The sequence below is a fragment of the Verrucosispora sp. TAA-831 genome, from assembly GCF_050780145.1.
Classification (GTDB): domain Bacteria; phylum Actinomycetota; class Actinomycetes; order Mycobacteriales; family Micromonosporaceae; genus Micromonospora.
In genome coordinates this window covers 5,166,162-5,183,168 of sequence record NZ_CP192240.1, presented here as the reverse complement: position 1 = coordinate 5,183,168, position 17,007 = coordinate 5,166,162, and the positions used below count along the sequence as shown (strand labels likewise).

The following is a 17,007-nucleotide window of genomic DNA, read 5'->3' as shown; positions in this document are numbered from 1 at the left end:
CGAAAGCCGTGAAAGTGGGCAAAGCAGCAGCCACAACTCCATGATCGGCGCGTGCAGACCAGGGCGGGTGGCGGACACTGCCTCGCGGTCCGGTTGAGGCAGCAGGATCAGGGATGTTGTGCGGATCTTTCCGGCCCGGGGGACACCGGCGAGCAGGGTCGGGCAGGTGAGGGCGGTCGGCCGGGCGGACACCGCGGGGCGTGGGCGGCCGGACGATCGCCCCTGGTCGGCGTCTGCGCCAGGTCGCCGGACCCGCCATGGACGTGTGGTGGCGGGGGGTCGGTCGGGGGAGGGCGGGGAGCGCGGGGGGCTGTCAGGATTGGCCCATGGTCATCCGACGGGTTGTCGCACCTCGCATCGACTTCGGCGGGCTGCGTCGTGAGTTGGGGCTGCCTGAGGCGTACCCCGAGCAGGCGCAGCGGGAGGCCGACGAGGCGGTCGCCGCGCCGCCCCGACCGGCGGTGGACCGGACGGATGTTCCGCTGGTCACGGTGGACCCGCCGGGCTCGCGGGATCTGGACCAGGCGATGCACCTGAGCCGCCGTACGGGTGGCGGGTTCCGGGTGCGGTACGCGATCGCGGACGTGGCCGCGCACGTACGCCCGGGTGGTGCTCTGGAAGAGGAGACCTGGCGGCGGGGGCAGACGGTCTACCTGCCCGACGGCAACGTGCCGCTGCATCCGCACAGCCTCGGCGAGGGGGCGGCGAGCCTGCTGCCGGAGGTGGACCGGGCGGCGGTGCTGTGGACCATCGACCTGGACGCCGACGGCGCGACCACGGGGGTCTCGCTGGAACGGGCGCTGGTGCGCAGCCGGGCGCAGTTGGACTATCCGAGTGTGCAGGCCGACGCGGACGCGGGTCGGTTGCCGGAGCCGATCGCGTTGTTGCCGGAGATCGGTGCGCTGTTGACCGCCCGGGGTCTGCGCCGGGGTGCGATCAACCTGCCGATACCGGAGCAGGACGTGGAGGCCGACGGCGACGGGTGGCGGCTGGTGCTGCGGGCTCCGGTGCCGATGGAGGAGCACAACGCGCAGATCTCGCTGCTGACCGGGATGGCGGCGGCGGACCTGATGCTGGCCGGCGGGATCGGCCTGTTGCGGACGATGCCCGCGCCGAAGCCGGAGGCGGTGCAGCGGTTGCGGGCGGCGGCGGGGCCGCTGGGCGTGCACTGGCCCGAGGACATGGGCGTCGGGGAGTTGCTGCTGGGGCTGGACCCGGCGCAACCGAGGGCCGCTGCCTTCGTCGACCAGGCGGCGGAGCTGATGCGGTCGGCGGCGTACACGGCGTTCGACGGCGAGGTGCCCGAGCAGCCGGCGCACGGTGGGGTGGCGGCCGCGTACGCGCATGTGACGGCGCCGCTGCGACGACTGGCCGACCGGTACGCCACGGAGGTCTGCCTGGCCCTGCACGACGGCCGGACGGTGCCGGACTGGGCCCGGGAGGCGTTGCCCCGGCTGCCGGCGGTGATGTCGACGACGGACCGCGCCGCGTCGGCGGCGAGTCGGGGCGCGATCGACCTGGCCGAGGCGGTGTTGTTGGCGCACCGGGTGGGGGAGACGTTCGACGCGGCGGTGCTGGACGTCGACGCGCCGTCGAACGGCAAGGGGCGCGCGAACCGTCCGCCGGGCGGTGCGGTGGCCCTCGACGACCCGCCGGTACGGGCCCGGTGCACCGGCGAGTTGACGCCCGGCACCCGGGTCCGGGTCAGGCTGGTCACGGCCGACCCGACCACCCGTACCGTCACGTTCGACCTCGCCTGAACCGGCCCGGCCGTCGGCCGACGCGCGCGACAGCACGAACGGTTCAGGTCGACAGGCGCGGCGGTGCGTAGTCGAGGCGCTGCGGGCGGTCGTGGACGGACCCGCCCAGGGGAGTTTGTCACAGCTCAGGGCGCTGCTGCGGGGCCGCTGGATTTGCGAGGATGGCGACCATGGCATATGACGCGAGCGACCTGCCCGACGTTTCCGGGCTCACCGTCGGCATCATCGGTGGCACCGGTGACCAGGGCCGGGGGCTCGCCTACCGGTTCGCCCGGGCCGGTCAGACGGTGCTCATCGGATCCCGGTCCGCGCAGCGCGCGGCCGAGTCGGCCGCGGAGATCGCCGCCCTGCCCGGAGTGCCGGCCGAGGGCAGCGTGACCGGGGCGGACAACGAGGAGGTGGCGCGCCGCAGCGACGTGGTGATCATCGCGGTGCCGTGGGACGGGCACGCCGCCATCGTCGCCGCGCTCGCCGCACCGCTCGCCGGCAAGATCGTGGTCGACTGCGTGAACCCGCTCGGCTTCGACAAGCAGGGCCCGTACGCGCTGCCGGTGGCGGAGGGCAGCGCCGTCCAGCAGGCCGCCGCGCTGCTGCCCGACTCCCGGGTCTGCGCGGCGTTCAACCACGTCAGCGCGCCGCTGCTGGCCGACCCGGAGATCGACCGGATCGAGCTGGACGTGTTGATCTGCACCGAGGAGCGGGAGCTGGTCGGGGTCGTCGGCGCGCTCGCCGCCCGCATCCCGGGCATGCGGGGCATCTACGCCGGTCGGCTGCGCAACGCGCACCAGATCGAGGCGTTCACCGCCAACCTGATCGCGATCAACAAGCGCTACAAGGCGCACGCGGGCGTCCGCGTCACCGACGTCTGAGCAGACCGTACGAAGCAGCGGCCCGCCGGATCCCCGGCGGGCCGCTGGCGTACGCAGGGTCAGAAGACGGCCTCGACACCGGCCTTCTTGCAGGCGGCGGTCAGGTCCTCGCCGGCCTTGGTGAAGGTCGGGTTGTCGGCGGCGGTGGCCGGATCCGCGGCGGCTGCCGCCCGACCCGCCTCGGTGCTGAACTTGCCGAGCGCGGCGGCCACCTTGCTGTCGCCACCACCGGTGGCGGCGAGCGTGGTCATCTCCTTCTCCAGCCCGCCCAGGATCTTCTTGAACACGGCCGGGGTCGGCTCGCCGCCGGATTGCATGGCCTTGACGAGTTCGGCCCGCATGCCGTCACTGGCCTTCTTCGCCGACTGGCACAGCTTCTTGTCGCCCACCACGTCGGCGGCGCTGGCCGTCGACGGCGCGGAGGCGTCGGGGGCGGGCGGGGTGGCCGAGGACGGCGCGGCCGAGGAGGGCGGTACGACGGACGGGGCGGTGTCGGCGGCGGTGTCGGTCGAGTCCCCGCCGCAGGCGGTGAGCGCCAGCAGGCAGGCGCACGCCAGGGTCAGGACGGAGGTGTGCAATCGCTTCACGGGCCGGTACGTTAGCCGCCTTCCCACGATCTCGCTGCCCGGTTCCGACCGGCACCGCCGGAGGGCCGGGGCAGGTCAGCGCGCGTCACGGCCCGCGAGTGCGCCCCACGGGCCGTGACGACGCGCTCAGAAGGTGTGTTCGGCGCCGGGGAACTCCCCGCCGCGTACCTCGTCGGCGAAGCGTCGGGAGGCGTCGCCGAGCGCGCCCGCGAGGTCGGCGTAGCGCTTGACGAACCGGGGCGTCCGGCCGGTGCGCAGCCCCGCCATGTCCTGCCAGACCAGCACCTGGGCGTCGGTCTCCGGGCCGGCGCCGATGCCCACCGTCGGGATGCTCAGCTCGGCGGTGATCCGCTTGGCGACCTCGCCGGGCACCATCTCCAGCACCACCGCGAAGGCGCCCGCCTCGGCCACCGCCCGCGCGTCGGCGAGCACGTCCTCGGCGGTGTCGCCCCGGCCCTGCACCCGGTAGCCGCCGATGGTGTGTTCGCTCTGCGGCGTGAACCCGATGTGCGCCATCACCGGGATGCCGGCGCCGACGACGGCGGCGATCTGGTCGGCACAGCGCCGGCCGCCCTCCAGCTTCACCGCGTGGCAGCCGCCCTCCTTCATGAACCGGACGGCGGTGCGCAGGGCCTGGGTGGGGCCCTCCTCGTACGAGCCGAACGGCAGGTCGCCGACGACGAGGGCCTGCCGGGTCGCCCGGACGACGGCCCGAACCAGCGGCAGCAGCTCCTCGGCGGTCACCGGCAGGGTGGTCTCGTAGCCGAACACGTTGTTGGCGGCCGAGTCGCCGACCAGCAGCACCGGGATGCCGGCGGCGTCGAAGATCGAGGCGCTGTACTGGTCGTACGAGGTGAGCATGGGCCACTTCTCGCCGCGTTCCTTGGCGGCGATCAGATCGCGGGTGCGGACCCGTCGGGTGGCCGGGCCGCCGTAGAGGGCGGTCACCTCGGCCGGGCTGGACTCCACCATGACTGTCTCCTTCCTCGAGGCCGCGTACGCGGTCCCCGGGCTCTGCCGCGATCGTCGCACCGGCGGCCCCGGTCGCGGCAGGGCGCAGTGGAGGATGTCACTCGCCGGTGGTCAGCCGTCCTCACGCCAGCGGTTGGTGATCGGCAGACGGCGGTCCCGTCCGAACGCCTTCATCGAGATCTTCGCCCCGGGCGCGGACTGTCGGCGCTTGAACTCGGCGGTGTCCACCAGCCGGAGCACCCTGTCCACCATCGCCGGGTCGTGGCCGGAGGCGACCAGGCCGTCGCGGCCCAGGTCACCGTCGACGTAGCCGATCAGGATCGGGTCGAGAGCGTCGTAGTCCGGCAGCGCGTCGCTGTCGAGCTGGCCGGGGCTCAGCTCGGCGCTGGGCGGCTTGCCGATCGAGTTCTCCGGGATCGGCGGCGTCCCGCCCCGCCGGGTCGCCTCCGCGTTGCGCCAGGTGGCCAGCCGCCAGACCAGCGTCTTCCAGACGTCCTTGATCGGGTTGAAGCCGCCGACCGAGTCGCCGTAGAGGGTGGAGTAGCCGACCGCCAGTTCGCTCTTGTTGCCGGTGGTGAGCACCAGGTGGCCCTCCTGGTTGGACAGGGCCATCAGGATGACCGCGCGTACCCGGGCCTGGAGGTTCTCCACCGCCACCCCGGACAGCGACATGTTCGCCAGGAAGGTGTCCACCATCGGTTGGATGGGCTCGACCCGGTAGTCCAGGCCGGTGCGCTTGGCCAGGTCGGCGGCGTCGTCGCGGCTGTGCTCGGAGGAGTGCTGGCTGGGCATGGAGAGGGCGACCACCCGGTCGGGACCGATGGCGTCCACCGCGATGGCGGCCACCACCGCCGAGTCGATGCCGCCGGAGAGCCCGAGCACCACCGAGGGGAAGCCGTTCTTGTCGACGTAGTCGCGCAGGCCCAGCACCAGGGCCTGCCACACCTCGGCCTCGTCGGCGACCGGCTCGATGGTCCCGCCGTGCGCCGGCGGGCCGTCCGGTGTCGGGGGCAGGCCGTCGATCGCGCGCCGCACCATCCGCAGCCCGCCGGTGAGTTCCGCGCCGTCGCGGGCGCCGCCGAGGGTGGCGCCCGGACCGGTGCCCGTCTCCGGCAGGTCCACGTCGTGTACGAGCAGGTGCTCGACGAACTGGGGTGCCCGGGCCAGCAGCGTGCCGTCCGCCGCGACGATCATCGAGTCGCCCTCGAAGACCAGCTCGTCCTGGCCGCCGACCATGTTGACGTACGCGATGGTGGCCTCGGCCTCGGCGGCGCGTCGGCGGACCACCGGCAGCCGCAGGTCGTCCTTGTTCAGCTCGTACGGCGAGCCGTTGATGGTGACCACCAGCCCGACCCCGGCGTCGCGGGCGGCGGCGAACGGGCCGCCGGCCTGCCACAGGTCCTCGCAGATGGTCAGTGCCACGTCCACCCCGCCGAGCCGCACCACGGTCAGCGTGTCACCGGGCACGAAGTAGCGGTCCTCGTCGAAGACGCCGTAGTTGGGCAGGTGGTGCTTGAAGTAGGTGACCACCACCTCGCCCCGGTGCAGCAGGGCGGCGGCGTTGCGGGCTCCCCGGCCCGGCTCGGCGTCCGGGCTGACCTGGGGCGGACCGTCGGCGTCGAGGTAGCCCACCACGACCGGCAGGTCGCCCAGCCCGTCGGCGGCCAGGTCGGTGGCGAGACGGCGCAGCGCCGCCTGTGAGGCGGCGACGAAGGACCGCCGGAACACCAGGTCCTCGACCGGGTAGCCGGTCAGCGCCAGCTCCGGAAAGAGCGCGATCCGGGCACCGGCGTCGGCGGATCTCCGGGTCCACGAGCGGATCATCTCGGCGTTGCCGGTGATGTCGCCGACCCGGGGGTTGACCTGGCACAGAGCGAGACGCAGGGTGGGCATGTCCTCATCTTGCCCACGGTGGGCGGCCTCGACACGTCGTGTCCGTGCAGACCACACCACCCGGCGACCGTGGGTCGGGACTGGGCGGGACGCGATGGCCGCGGGTCGGTTAACGTCTGCGTAATCGGGTCGGTGGAGACTGGTCGGTCAGGTCGGGTAATCACCGTCCGAAGCCGGACATAGCGTGTCGCGGAAGGTTGGGGCAGTGGACCGTCAGCAGGAGTTCGTCCTCCGCACGCTCGAAGAGCGCGACATCCGTTTCGTCCGGCTCTGGTTCACCGACGTGCTCGGCACGCTCAAGAGCGTGTCCGTCGCCCCCGCCGAGCTGGAGGCCGCCTTCGAGGAGGGCATCGGGTTCGACGGCTCGGCGATCGAGGGCTTCGCCCGGGTCTTCGAATCGGACATGGTCGCCATGCCCGACCCGACCACCTTCCAGGTCTTCCCGTTCGAGGGCGGGGTCAGCGGCGAGAGCGCCCGGATGTTCTGCGACATCCTGCTGCCCGACGGCGGGCCCTCCTGGGCCGACCCCCGGCACGTGCTGCGCCGGGCGCTGTCCCGGGCGGCGGAGAAGGGCTTCACCTTCTACACCCACCCGGAGATCGAGTTCTTCCTGCTGGAGAACGGCCCGATGGACGGCAGCGTGCCGGTGCCGGTGGACAGCGGCGGCTACTTCGAGCACACCACGCACGCGGTGGCCCGCGACTTCCGCCGCCAGGCGGTGCTGTCGTTGGAGCGGATCGGCATCTCGGTCGAGTTCAGCCACCACGAGGTCGCCCCCGGCCAGCAGGAGATCGACCTGCGCTACGCCGACGCGCTGACCACCGCCGACAACATCATGACCTTCCGGCACGTGGTCAAGGAGGTGGCGCTCTCCACCGGCGTGCAGGCCACCTTCATGCCCAAGCCCTTCACCGACCAGCCCGGCAGCGGCATGCACACGCACCTGTCGCTGTTCGAGGGGGAACGCAACGCGTTCCACGACGCGGGCGACCCGATGAAGCTCTCCAAGGTGGCCCGCGCGTTCATCGCCGGGCTGCTGGTGCACGCCCGGGAGTACACGGCGGTCACCAACCAGTGGGTCAACTCCTACAAGCGGCTCTTCCCGCAGGCGTTGCCGGACCGGGTCACCGAGAGCCCGGCGTACGTGTGCTGGGGGCACCTGAACCGCTCCGCGCTGGTCCGCGTCCCGGCGTACGGCAAGCCGAACTCGGCCCGGGTGGAGGTCCGCTCGCCCGACTCGGCCGCCAACCCTTACCTGGCCTTCGCGGTGCTGCTCGGCGCCGGGATGAAGGGCATCGAGGAGGGGTACGAGCTGCCGCCGGGCGCCGAGGACGACGTCTGGTCGCTGACCAGCGCCGAACGCCGCGCCATGGGGTACGAGCCGCTGCCGGAGAACCTCGCCGAGGCGATCGACGTGATGGCCGGCTCGGAGCTGGTCGCCGAGGTGCTCGGCGAGCACGTCTTCGACTTCTTCCTGCGCAACAAGCGCGCCGAGTGGGAGCAGTACCGCCGCGAGGTCACCCCGTACGAGCGCCAGCGGTACCTGTCGCTGTAGGACCGCCACCACCGCCCGGGTGGGCGTTGCGCGGTGCCGCTATCGTCTCGATCACCGTGCCGGCGCCCGCCGGCCGCAGACGGTGGGGAGGCAGTCGGTGCTGGAGGATCTGCTCAGCGGAGCCTGGCAGAGCGTGGTGTTCGGGGTGGTCGGCGTCGGGCTGATGGCCGCCGGTTTCGTCCTGGTCGACCTGCTGACCCCGGGCAAGCTGCGGGACCTGATCTGGATTCGCCGCAACGCCAACGCCGGTCTGCTGCTCGCCGCCAACCAGCTCGGCGTCGCCGGGATCGTCTTCACCGCGATCCTGACCAGCTACAGCGACTTCGCCAAGGGGCTGGCCTCGACGATCCTGTTCGGAGTGATCGGCCTGGGCATCATGGCGCTGGCCTTCTTCGTGCTGGACCTGCTCACCCCCGGCAAGCTGGGCGAGGTGATCTGCTCCGACGAGCCGCACCCGGTCGCCAAGGTCAGCGCCGCCACCCACTTCGGTGCCGCGCTGATCGTCTGCGCCTGTATCGCCTGAGCCGACCCATGCGACCGAGGGGCGGCATCCGGACGGATGCCGCCCCGCACGGTGTCACTTCCCGGGGGTCCCAGCGGGGCCGCCCCGGCCGGCCCAGCCGCCCGGCCCGCCGAACACGCCCGCCTCGACGGCCGCGGTGATCGCGTCGGCCTGTTCCTGGGTGAGCTTGCCGTCCTCGACCGCCTGCGCCAACCGCTCGGCCAGCGCCTCCTTGCGGTCCTCGGGGGAGCCCTTCGGCCCCCGGTCCCCATCGGGACGCTCGCGGCCCTCGCCGTCCGGGCGGCCCTGCGGCTTGTGCTCCTCGCGGAGCTTCTCCAGCGCGGCGGTCACCTTCTCGGTGGGTACGCCCAACTCCTCGGCCAGGGCCTCGGCGAACTGCGCCCGGTGCGCGCCCCGCTCCGGCCGCTTGTCGTCCTGCTGCTCGGCGCTCGCGCTGGCGCTCGGGGTGGCCTTGTCGTCGGCGAGCGCCACCGTGGGGGCGGCGATCCCCACGCCGAGCAGACCCGCGGCGGCCAGTCCGGCCAGCAGGTGCTTCTTCGAGATCGTGCGGGACATCGGTCCTCCAACTCGTCGGTGATGCGATGACGTCACCGACAGTGACCAGCCTGGCTGGGGTCGAGCCGTGGCGAACCTGTCAGCGAGCTGGCAAAGTCAGCAAATATTCGGGACGAACCGGACGTTCAGCCGGTTCACCGGACAGCCGGCTCCACGGTCACCGTGCCGGCGTCGGCGTCGAGGACGGCCCGGGTGCCCACCGGCACGCTGAGCTGACCGGGCCCGTGCCCGATCGGCAGCCCGCCCAGCACCGGCACGCCCAGGTCGCCGAGACGTTCGGTGAGCACGTCGGCGACGCCCACCGGCCAATCGTCGGCGCAGTCGGTGAACTGGCCCACCGCCACCCCGGCCAGCCCGTCCAACGCACCTGCCCGGCGCAACTGGGTCAGCATCCGGTCGACCTTGTACGGCGGCTCCTGGACGTCCTCCAGCAACAGCACCGCGCCGGTCAGGTCCGGCATGTCCGGCGTGCCCACCGTTGCCACCACCAGGCACAGGTTGCCGCCCAGCAACCGGCCGACCGCCCGGCCCGGAACGCGTACCGGGAAGGTGTCCTCGTGCTCGACCGCGCGCACGGTGACCGGTGCGGTGCTGGTCAGCGCCGCGTGCAGGGACTCGGCGGACGCCAGCGGCGTGCGCTCGTCCCGCCAGGCCGCCCCCGGCCCGTGCACCCCGGCCAGCCGGGCGCCCCGCCACAGCGCCAGTTGCAGCGCGGTGATGTCGGAGAACCCGGCCACCACCTTGGGATCGCGGCGCACCGCCGCCATGTCGATCGCGTCCACCACCCGCTGCGCGCCGTACCCGCCCCGGGTGCAGATCACCCCGCGTACCGTCGGGTCGCCGAAGGCGGTGTTCAGGTCGGCCGCCCGCAGCGCGTCGGTGCCGGCCAGATAGCCCTGCCGCGCGTAGACGTGCGGGGCGGGCACCGGCCGCAGGCCCCAGCCGGTGAGCAGCTCGATGCCCCGGGCCACCCGTTCCGGACGGGTCGGCCCGGACGGCGAGACCAGCATCACGGTGTCGCCGGGGCGCAGCGCCGGTGGGCGTACGACGGGATCAGGTGCGATGTGGTGGGACACAGCGGCAGAGCCTAGTCCCGCGCGCCGGGCCGGTCGGCGAGACCGGATAGCCTCGACGGCGTGGCAACCGCGTTGGTGATCGAGAACGACCCGACCGACGATGCGCGACGGCTCGGCGAGTGGCTGACCGAGGCCGGTCTGGAGCTGTCGGTGGCGCGCCCGCACGCGGGCGACCCGCTCCCGACCGACCTGGACGGGTACGCCGCGCTGGTGGTGCTCGGCGGCGACCAGCAGGCCTTCCCGTACCCGGACGGCAAGCCCGGCGCGCCCTGGCTGCCGGCGGTGGAGGGGCTGCTGCGCAAGGCCGTCCGGCACCGCGTCCCGACACTGGGGGTCTGTCTCGGCGCGCAACTGCTCGCCACCGCGCACGCCGGCACCGTCGAGCGCAGCACCTCCGGGCCGGAGGTGGGCCCCGGGGTGGTCGGCCGGCGCGACGCCGCCGAGAACGACCCGCTGTTCCGGTACGTCCCGCTGATCCCCGACGTGCTCCAGTGGCACACCGACGAGATCACCGAACTGCCGGCCGGGGCGACGCTGCTGGCCGCCTCCACCCGCTTCCCGCACCAGGCGTTCCGCCTCGGTGACCGGGCCTGGGGTCTGCAGTTCCACATCGAGTGCGACGCCGAGATGATCGCCGAGTGGGCGACCGACTCGGCGGTCCTGGCCGAACTCGACTACGACCCGGAACTGGTCGTCGCCGCCTGTGCCGAGGTGCTGGCCGACGTGGAGGACGTCTGGCAACCCTTCGCCGCCCGGTTCGCCGCGCTGGCCCTGGGTGAACTGGACGACAGCGGGTCGCGCCGCAGCCTGCCGCTGCTCGGGCACTGATGGGCCGCCCGAGCAACGCCACCGGCCGGCTCGCCCGGTACGGCTTCGGCATCACCGACGACGACGCCGGTGCCCGCGCCGCCGACCTGCTCGGCCCGGACGGGCTCGACCTGTGGCGGGCGCAGACCCAGGAACCCACCGGTGAGAAGGCCCAGGAACTGCTCACCGCGCTGTCCCGGGCCGCCGACCCGGATCTGGCGCTGCGCCAACTGCACCGGATGGTCGAGGCCGAGCGCCGTGCCGTGGCCCGCCCGAACGGCGGCACCGGCCCGGCGGCGCGTCAGCGCGGCGCCGGCCCCGGACAGGCCACCGCCGCCGAGGGCGGCCCGGTGGCCGCCGCACCGACCGGTGGCATCGGCGTCGGGTCGCCCCTGCTGGCCGCGCTGCACGACGACCCGGGACTGCGCCGTCGACTGATCGCCGTGCTGGGCGCCTCCTCGGCGCTGGGCGACCACCTGGTGGCCAACCCGGACCAGTGGGCGGTGCTGCGCACCGAGCCGGACGGGCTCGCCCCGACCGCCGACGGGCGGCTGGACCTGACCGGCGAGGGCAACCCGGTGGCGGTGCTGCGTCGGGCGTACCGGCTGGCGTTGCTGCGGGTCGCGGCGGCCGACCTGACCGGCGGGCGCGGCCTGGAGCAGACCATGGCGGCGCTCTCCGCGCTGGCCGACGCCACGCTCTCCGCCGCCTACGCGTTCGCCGTGGCCGAGCTGCCCGAGGGCACCCGCAAGCCCCGCCTGGGCGTGGTGGCGATGGGCAAGTGCGGTGGCGGCGAGCTGAACTACGTCTCCGACGTCGACGTGATCTTCGTGGCCGCCGAGGACGACGACCTGGCGGCGGCCACCACCGTCGCCACTCGGCTGATCCACATCTGTGGGCTGGTCGCCTGGCCGGTCGACGCCGCGCTGCGCCCCGAGGGTAACCGGGGGCCGCTGGTGCGTACGCTCGCCAGCCACCTGGCGTACTACCGGCGCTGGGCCCGCACCTGGGAGTTCCAGGCGCTGCTCAAGGCCCGTCCGGCCGCCGGTGACCTGGCGCTCGGCCGGAAGTGGATCGACGAGCTGGCACCGCTGCTCTGGCACGCCGCCGAGCGGCCCGAGGCGGTCGAGGACGTCCGGGCCATGCGTCGGAAGATCATCGACAACATCCCGCCCAAGGAGCAGGAACGCGAGATCAAGCGCGGCCCCGGCGGCCTGCGCGACATCGAGTTCGCGGTGCAGTTGCTGCAACTGGTGCACGGCCGGGGCGACGAGTCCCTGCGCGTACCCGGCACCATCCCCGCCCTGCGGGCACTGGTCACCGGCGGCTACGTCGGCCGGGCCGACGGGGAGGCGCTGCTGCGCGGCTACCGCTTCCTGCGCGGCGTCGAGCACCGCCTGCAACTCCAGGGCCTGCGGCGCACCCACACCGTGCCGACCGAGCCGGGCGCGCTGCGCTGGCTCGCCACCGCGCTCGGCTACACCGCCGCGCCGGGCCGCAGCGCCGTCGAGGAGTTCCGCGCCGAGTGGGTCACCCACGCCACCGAGGTACGCCGACTGCACGCCAAACTGCTCTACCGACCGCTGCTGGAGTCGGTGGCCCGGGTACCCGCCGACGGTCTGCGGCTGACCCCGGAGGCGGCCCGCAACCGCCTGGAGATCCTCGGCTTCGCCGACCCGGCCGGGGCCCTGCGTCACCTCCAGGCCCTCACCGGCGGGGTGAGTCGCACCGCCGCCATCCAGCGCACCCTGCTGCCGGTGCTGCTCAGCGAGTTCGCCGACGCCCCGGAACCCGACCGTGGCCTGCTCAACTACCGCCAGGTCTCGGACTCCCTCGGCAGCACCCCCTGGTATCTGCGGCTGCTGCGCGACTCCGGCCCGGTGGCCCGCCGGCTGGCCCGGGTGCTCTCGTCCTCCCGGTACGTCGCCGACCTGCTGACCCGGGAACCCGAGTCGCTGCGTCTGCTGGCCGAGGAGAGCGAGCTGACCCCCCGGCCCCGTGAGGTGCTCGGCGACGGGTTCGCCGCCGCGGCGGCCCGCCACACCGACCCGGTCGAGGCGATCCGGGCGGTCCGCGCGCTGCGCCGCCGGGAACTGCTCCGGCTCGCCTGCGCCGACGTGCTCAGCCACGCCGGTTCGCTGACCCCCACCCGCCCCGACACGGACCGCTCGACGCTCGGCGACGTCATCACCGTCGGCACCGCGCTGGCCGCCGTCACCGACGCCACCCTGGCCGCCGCGCTGCGGACCGCCCGCGCCGCCCAGCCGACCATGCCCGACCTGAAGTTCGCGGTGATCGGCGTGGGCCGCCTCGGCGGGTACGAGTCGAACTACCTCTCCGACGCCGACGTCCTCTTCGTCTACGAGGCACCCGAGGGCGTCGCCGAGAGCGCGGCGAGCGCCGCCGCCCACGCCATCGCCGAGGATCTGCGCCGGTTGCTCGGCATGCCGGCACCCGACCCGGCGCTCGGCGTCGACGCCGACCTGCGCCCCGAGGGCCGGCAGGGGCCGCTGGTCCGCAGCCTCGCCGCCTACCAGCAGTACTACGCCCGCTGGTCCCGGGTGTGGGAGGCACAGGCGCTGCTGCGGGCCCGCTGCGTCTGTGGCGACGCCGACCTGGGCACCCGCTTCGAGCAACTGGTCGACCCGGTCCGGTACCCGGCCGACGGCCTCACCCGGGAACAGGTCGTCGAGATCCGTCGGATCAAGGCCCGGGTGGAGACCGAACGACTGCCCCGGGGCGCCGACCCGGCCACCCACACAAAACTGGGCCGGGGCGGCCTCGCCGACGTCGAGTGGGCGGTGCAGTTGCTCCAGTTGCAGCACGCCGGTGCCCACGAGTCGCTGCGCGGCACCCGTACCCTCGACGCCCTCGCCGCCGCCCGCGACGCCGGGCTGATCGACCCGGTCGACGCCGAGGCGATGACCGCCGGCTGGACCCTGGCCGCCCAGGTACGCAACGCCCTCATGCTGGTCCGGGGCCGGGCCGGCGACCAACTGCCCCGACACGGCGTGGAACTGGCCGGCGTGGTCCGGCTGCTCGGCCGCGACGACCCGGGCGAGTTCCTCGACGAGTACCTGCGCACCGGCCGCCGCTCCCGCACCGCCATGGAACGCGTCCTGGCGATGTAAGGAACGGCACCCTATTAACGCCTGCGGTAGAGCAGGGGTCCCCTGCTAACGCCCCGTCGACCGCAGCGCCCGCTCAACTGCCGAGGGTGTACGTGCCGGCGCGCGGCACCGTGACCGCCGTCCAGTCCCCGTGGGTGGAGACGGTGGCGCCGCCGGACGCGGTCAGCCAGCGGCTGTGCCGCACCCGGACCGGTACCGTACCCGCGTCCGAGGTGCGGAAGGTGACCGAGGCGCCGCTCGCGTGAACCAGTTCGGCGGGGGCACCGACCAGGGGAGTCGGGTCGGTCACCGCGTACAGCCGCCAGTGCTCGTCGGACCAGACCTCGGTCAGGTACGGCAACCCCGCGCTCACCAGCTCGGCCTCGGCTCGGCCGACCCAGGACAGTGGCGCGTCGGGCACCGCGATGTACTGCACCGCGTACTCGTCGAGCCAAGCCCGGTAGCTGTCGACGGTCAGCGGTACGCCGGTGCCCGCCGCGCCCGGCACGCTGGTGAAGAAGATCGGATTGCGGTCGATGTCCGCCTGCCGCAGCCAGCCCCGGGCCAGCGGCACGTCACCCATCCGGGCGGCCTCCCAATAGTTGCGGGTCGGTGGCACCTCCACCCGACCGGTCAACCCGCGCCGGTCGAGTTCGGCGCGCAGCGGGGCGAAGTAGCCGGGCGCACTGGTCGGGTCGCCGATGCTGCGCAGGTCGGCGGAGACCACCGGTGGCTGCCACCAGCACACCGCCGCCAGCAGCACGGCGAGTGCCACCGCCGCCCCGCCCCGCCGCCTCGGCCGCGTCGATGCTGCGGGAGGCGCGGTGTGGTCGGGCGGGGCCGGGGGACCGGCCTGGACCGATCGGCCGGGCTCGGTCGGGGCGGCGGATCGCGGTGCGATGCACAGGTGGCGCGCCGAGCGGGCCAGCCAGGCGGGGGGACGGGCGGCGGCGGCCAGGAGCGGCAGGGCGAACATGGTCGCCAGCCGGGTGGCGTTCAGCCCGACCGGGGTGTGCACCAGCGCCGCCGCGACCACCCCGCCCGCTGCCAGCACCGCACCCGACCGCACCGGGCGGTAGCCGACCAGCACGGCCACCAGCAGGGCGGTTACGGTCGCCCGGATCGTGTCGGTGCGGCTGATGTTCATCCAACCGCCGTCACCGAACAGCAACGCGGTCACGCCCAACGGCACCGCCGCCGCCACCGCGACGGTCAACCCGTCGGCGTACCGGCGGGACAGCACCAGGGCGACCCCGGCGAGGCCGACGAACAGCCCGGCCACCGGACTGGCCGCCGACGCCAGCAGCGCCGCCACCCCGGCCACCACGAGCGGTCGCCAGGCGCTGCCAACGCTCGCGCGGAAGCCGACACCTCCGGCGCGGGCTGCCCCGTCGGGGACGGACGAGCGGGCAGCCGGTCCGGTGTGCCAGGTGAGGGCGAGCAGGGCGGCGAGGCCGAAGGCCACCCCGAGGCCGTACGTCACCCGGCCGGAGACCAGGTTGCCGGTGATGGTGACCACCCCGACCAGGCTGCCGAGCAGCGGCCGGGGCACCCCGGTGCGGACCAGCAGAGCGGCGAGGAGGGCCGACGCCGCGACCACCGCGATCACGCCGGTGAGGCGTACCCCGAGCAGGGCCATCACCGGCTGGGTCAGCAGGCTGTAGCCGAACTGCTGGACCCCGGCGTACCAGCGCAGGTCGACCGGGGTCGCACCGTGGGTGGCGAAGAAGTCGGCCCGGGCCACCTGCGCCGCCAGGTCCGAACCCATCGCCGGAAGGATGAGGTACGCCACACCGAGCGCCCCGGCGCACGCGGCGGCCAGCGCCACCACCCGACTGCCCCGCATGCCCACCTCCGTACCGCGCTCACGGTACTGGCAGCATGTCGGACGTGCCCCATCACCTCGTGCGCTGGACCGGACTGGCCGGATCGATCATGCTCGCCGTGGCGGCGTTCCTCGGCGGCGCCCTGCCCGACGGCGACCTGCGGCCCACTCCGCTGCGCATCTGGCAGGGGCCGTACGGGCCGCTGATCATCGCGTTGTGGCTGTTCGGCACGGCCGCGATGGCGTTCGCCTGGTGGACGTTGCGGGACCGGGTGCCGTCGGCCCGCTGGGCGCTGGTCACCGCCGGGCTCTGGCTCGTGCCGTTCCTGTTCACGCCGCCGCTGGGCAGCCGGGACGCCTACGCGTACGCCTGTCAGGGGGCGAGCTTCGCCAACGGCATCAGCCCGTACGAGTACGGCGTCTCCACGTTGCCGTGTCCGTGGCTGGACACCATGTCCTTCATCTGGCGGGACACCCCGGCGCCGTACGGGCCGCTGTTCGTGGTGCTCTCCGGCGCGATCGTCGCCGCGACCGGCTCGTTGATCGCCAGCATCGCGTTGTTCCGGGTACTCGCGGTGGCCGGTGTGCTGCTGACGGCGGTGAGCCTGCCGGTGCTGGCCCGCCACAGCGGGGTACCGGTCGGCCGGGCACTCTGGCTGGCGCTGGCCGGTCCGCTGGTGGGCGTACACCTGATCTCCGGGGTGCACAACGACGCGTTGATGGTCGGGTTCATGGTGGCCGGCCTGGCCATCGTGGTCAGCCGACCGGCCCGGCCGTGGCCGCTGCTGGCCGGTGGCGTCGTGCTCGGCATGGCCGCCGGGATCAAGGTGACCGCGCTGGTGGTGGTCCCGTTCGCGGCGCTGCTGGCGATCGGTGGCGGGTTCTCCCTGCGCGGGCTGCTGCGCCACGGCACCCCCGTGGTCGGCGGGGCGGTGGCGACGCTGATCGCGGTGACCCTCGGCGCCGGACTGAACCTCGGCTGGATCACCGGGCTGTCGCACGGCAACGAGGTGATCGCCTGGACCTCGCCGCCGACCGCCGTCGGGCAGACCGTCGGGTACGTGCTGCTGCCGTTCGGCCTGCACGTCGACGCGCTGCCGGTCACCCGGGGGATCGGCATGGCCGTGCTCGCGGCGCTGCTGGTGTGGCTGTGGTTCCGGGCGCGTCACCGGGAACCGCTCTGGCACGCCGCGCTGGCGTTGACCGCCACCGTCGCCCTCGCGCCGCTGTTCCACCCCTGGTACTGGTTCTGGCCGCTGGCGCTGCTCGCCGCCACCGCCCACCGCACCTGGTGGTTCAGCGCGGTGACGGTGTTCGCGGCGTTCCAGGTGCTGGCCGACGGCACCGGCCTGCCCCGGTACACCAAGACGGTCGGGGCGCCGCTGATGACGCTGTTCGTGATCTGGGTGGCGGTCCGCTTGGTACGGTCGGCTCGGGCGGCCCGCCGCCCGGTTCCCGTCGACTGAGGAGAGGCA

Annotated in this window: 13 protein-coding genes; 7 read left to right on the top strand and 6 right to left on the bottom strand. The window is 73.8% G+C overall.

The window, feature by feature from the left end; translation table 11 throughout:
- Nucleotides 1–326: 326 nt before the first annotated feature.
- Both ACQVFL_RS22900 and npdG read left to right on the top strand, forming a co-directional pair.
- The gene (locus ACQVFL_RS22900) at nt 327–1,760 is read left to right on the top strand and encodes an RNB domain-containing ribonuclease (protein WP_396693268.1); all 1,434 of its coding nucleotides are present in this window, start codon (nt 327–329) and stop codon (nt 1,758–1,760) included.
- Between the two features lie 170 nt (nt 1,761–1,930).
- Nucleotides 1,931–2,629, top strand: coding sequence for an NADPH-dependent F420 reductase (gene npdG, locus ACQVFL_RS22895; RefSeq protein WP_396693266.1), 699 nt, complete (start codon nt 1,931–1,933; stop codon nt 2,627–2,629).
- Between the two features lie 59 nt (nt 2,630–2,688).
- Here npdG and ACQVFL_RS22890 read toward each other — a convergent pair whose 3' ends face one another.
- The 3 genes from ACQVFL_RS22890 to ACQVFL_RS22880 all read right to left on the bottom strand — a co-directional run bounded on the left by ACQVFL_RS22890 (nt 2,689) and on the right by ACQVFL_RS22880 (nt 6,081).
- Nucleotides 2,689–3,216: a hypothetical protein gene (locus ACQVFL_RS22890; protein ID WP_431727565.1), complete on the bottom strand. Its 528-nt coding sequence runs from the start codon at nt 3,214–3,216 to the stop codon at nt 2,689–2,691.
- Nucleotides 3,217–3,342: 126 nt separating this feature from the next.
- Complete coding sequence (gene panB / locus ACQVFL_RS22885; protein ID WP_396693262.1) at nt 3,343–4,188, bottom strand: 3-methyl-2-oxobutanoate hydroxymethyltransferase; 846 nt, start codon at nt 4,186–4,188, stop codon at nt 3,343–3,345.
- A 111-nt stretch (nt 4,189–4,299) separates the two neighbouring features.
- Nucleotides 4,300–6,081, bottom strand: a complete 1,782-nt coding sequence (locus ACQVFL_RS22880; RefSeq protein ID WP_431727564.1) for an NAD+ synthase — start codon at nt 6,079–6,081, stop codon at nt 4,300–4,302.
- A gap of 205 nt (nt 6,082–6,286) precedes the next feature.
- Between ACQVFL_RS22880 and glnA the strand changes: the two genes are divergently transcribed.
- A complete protein-coding gene (gene glnA / locus ACQVFL_RS22875) occupies nt 6,287–7,636 on the top strand; it encodes a type I glutamate--ammonia ligase (protein ID WP_131054872.1) in 1,350 nt (449 codons plus the stop codon).
- A 97-nt stretch (nt 7,637–7,733) separates the two neighbouring features.
- Complete coding sequence (locus tag ACQVFL_RS22870; RefSeq protein WP_396693257.1) at nt 7,734–8,159, top strand: DUF350 domain-containing protein; 426 nt, start codon at nt 7,734–7,736, stop codon at nt 8,157–8,159.
- A gap of 54 nt (nt 8,160–8,213) precedes the next feature.
- Here the strand turns inward: ACQVFL_RS22870 and ACQVFL_RS22865 are convergent, their stop codons facing one another.
- A complete protein-coding gene (locus tag ACQVFL_RS22865) occupies nt 8,214–8,714 on the bottom strand; it encodes a hypothetical protein (protein WP_396693255.1) in 501 nt (166 codons plus the stop codon).
- Nucleotides 8,715–8,848: 134 nt separating this feature from the next.
- The gene (locus ACQVFL_RS22860; protein ID WP_431729873.1) at nt 8,849–9,724 is read right to left on the bottom strand and encodes a S66 peptidase family protein; all 876 of its coding nucleotides are present in this window, start codon (nt 9,722–9,724) and stop codon (nt 8,849–8,851) included.
- 126 nt (nt 9,725–9,850) lie between these two features.
- Between ACQVFL_RS22860 and ACQVFL_RS22855 the strand changes: the two genes are divergently transcribed.
- Together ACQVFL_RS22855 and ACQVFL_RS22850 are read left to right on the top strand one after the other, a co-directional pair.
- Nucleotides 9,851–10,618, top strand: coding sequence for a type 1 glutamine amidotransferase (locus tag ACQVFL_RS22855; protein WP_431727563.1), 768 nt, complete (start codon nt 9,851–9,853; stop codon nt 10,616–10,618).
- Complete coding sequence (locus ACQVFL_RS22850) at nt 10,618–13,728, top strand: bifunctional [glutamine synthetase] adenylyltransferase/[glutamine synthetase]-adenylyl-L-tyrosine phosphorylase (RefSeq protein ID WP_431727562.1); 3,111 nt, start codon at nt 10,618–10,620, stop codon at nt 13,726–13,728. The genes ACQVFL_RS22855 and ACQVFL_RS22850 overlap by 1 nt, the downstream gene beginning before the upstream one ends.
- Nucleotides 13,729–13,801: 73 nt before the next feature.
- Here ACQVFL_RS22850 and ACQVFL_RS22845 read toward each other — a convergent pair whose 3' ends face one another.
- Entirely contained in the window at nt 13,802–15,553 is a 1,752-nt protein-coding gene (locus ACQVFL_RS22845; protein WP_431727561.1) for a hypothetical protein, read from the bottom strand.
- Nucleotides 15,554–15,597: 44 nt separating this feature from the next.
- On the opposite strand from ACQVFL_RS22845, the gene mptB reads away from it, so the two are divergent.
- Nucleotides 15,598–16,998, top strand: a complete 1,401-nt coding sequence (gene mptB, locus ACQVFL_RS22840) for a polyprenol phosphomannose-dependent alpha 1,6 mannosyltransferase MptB (protein WP_431727560.1) — start codon at nt 15,598–15,600, stop codon at nt 16,996–16,998.
- Nucleotides 16,999–17,007 lie beyond the last annotated feature (9 nt).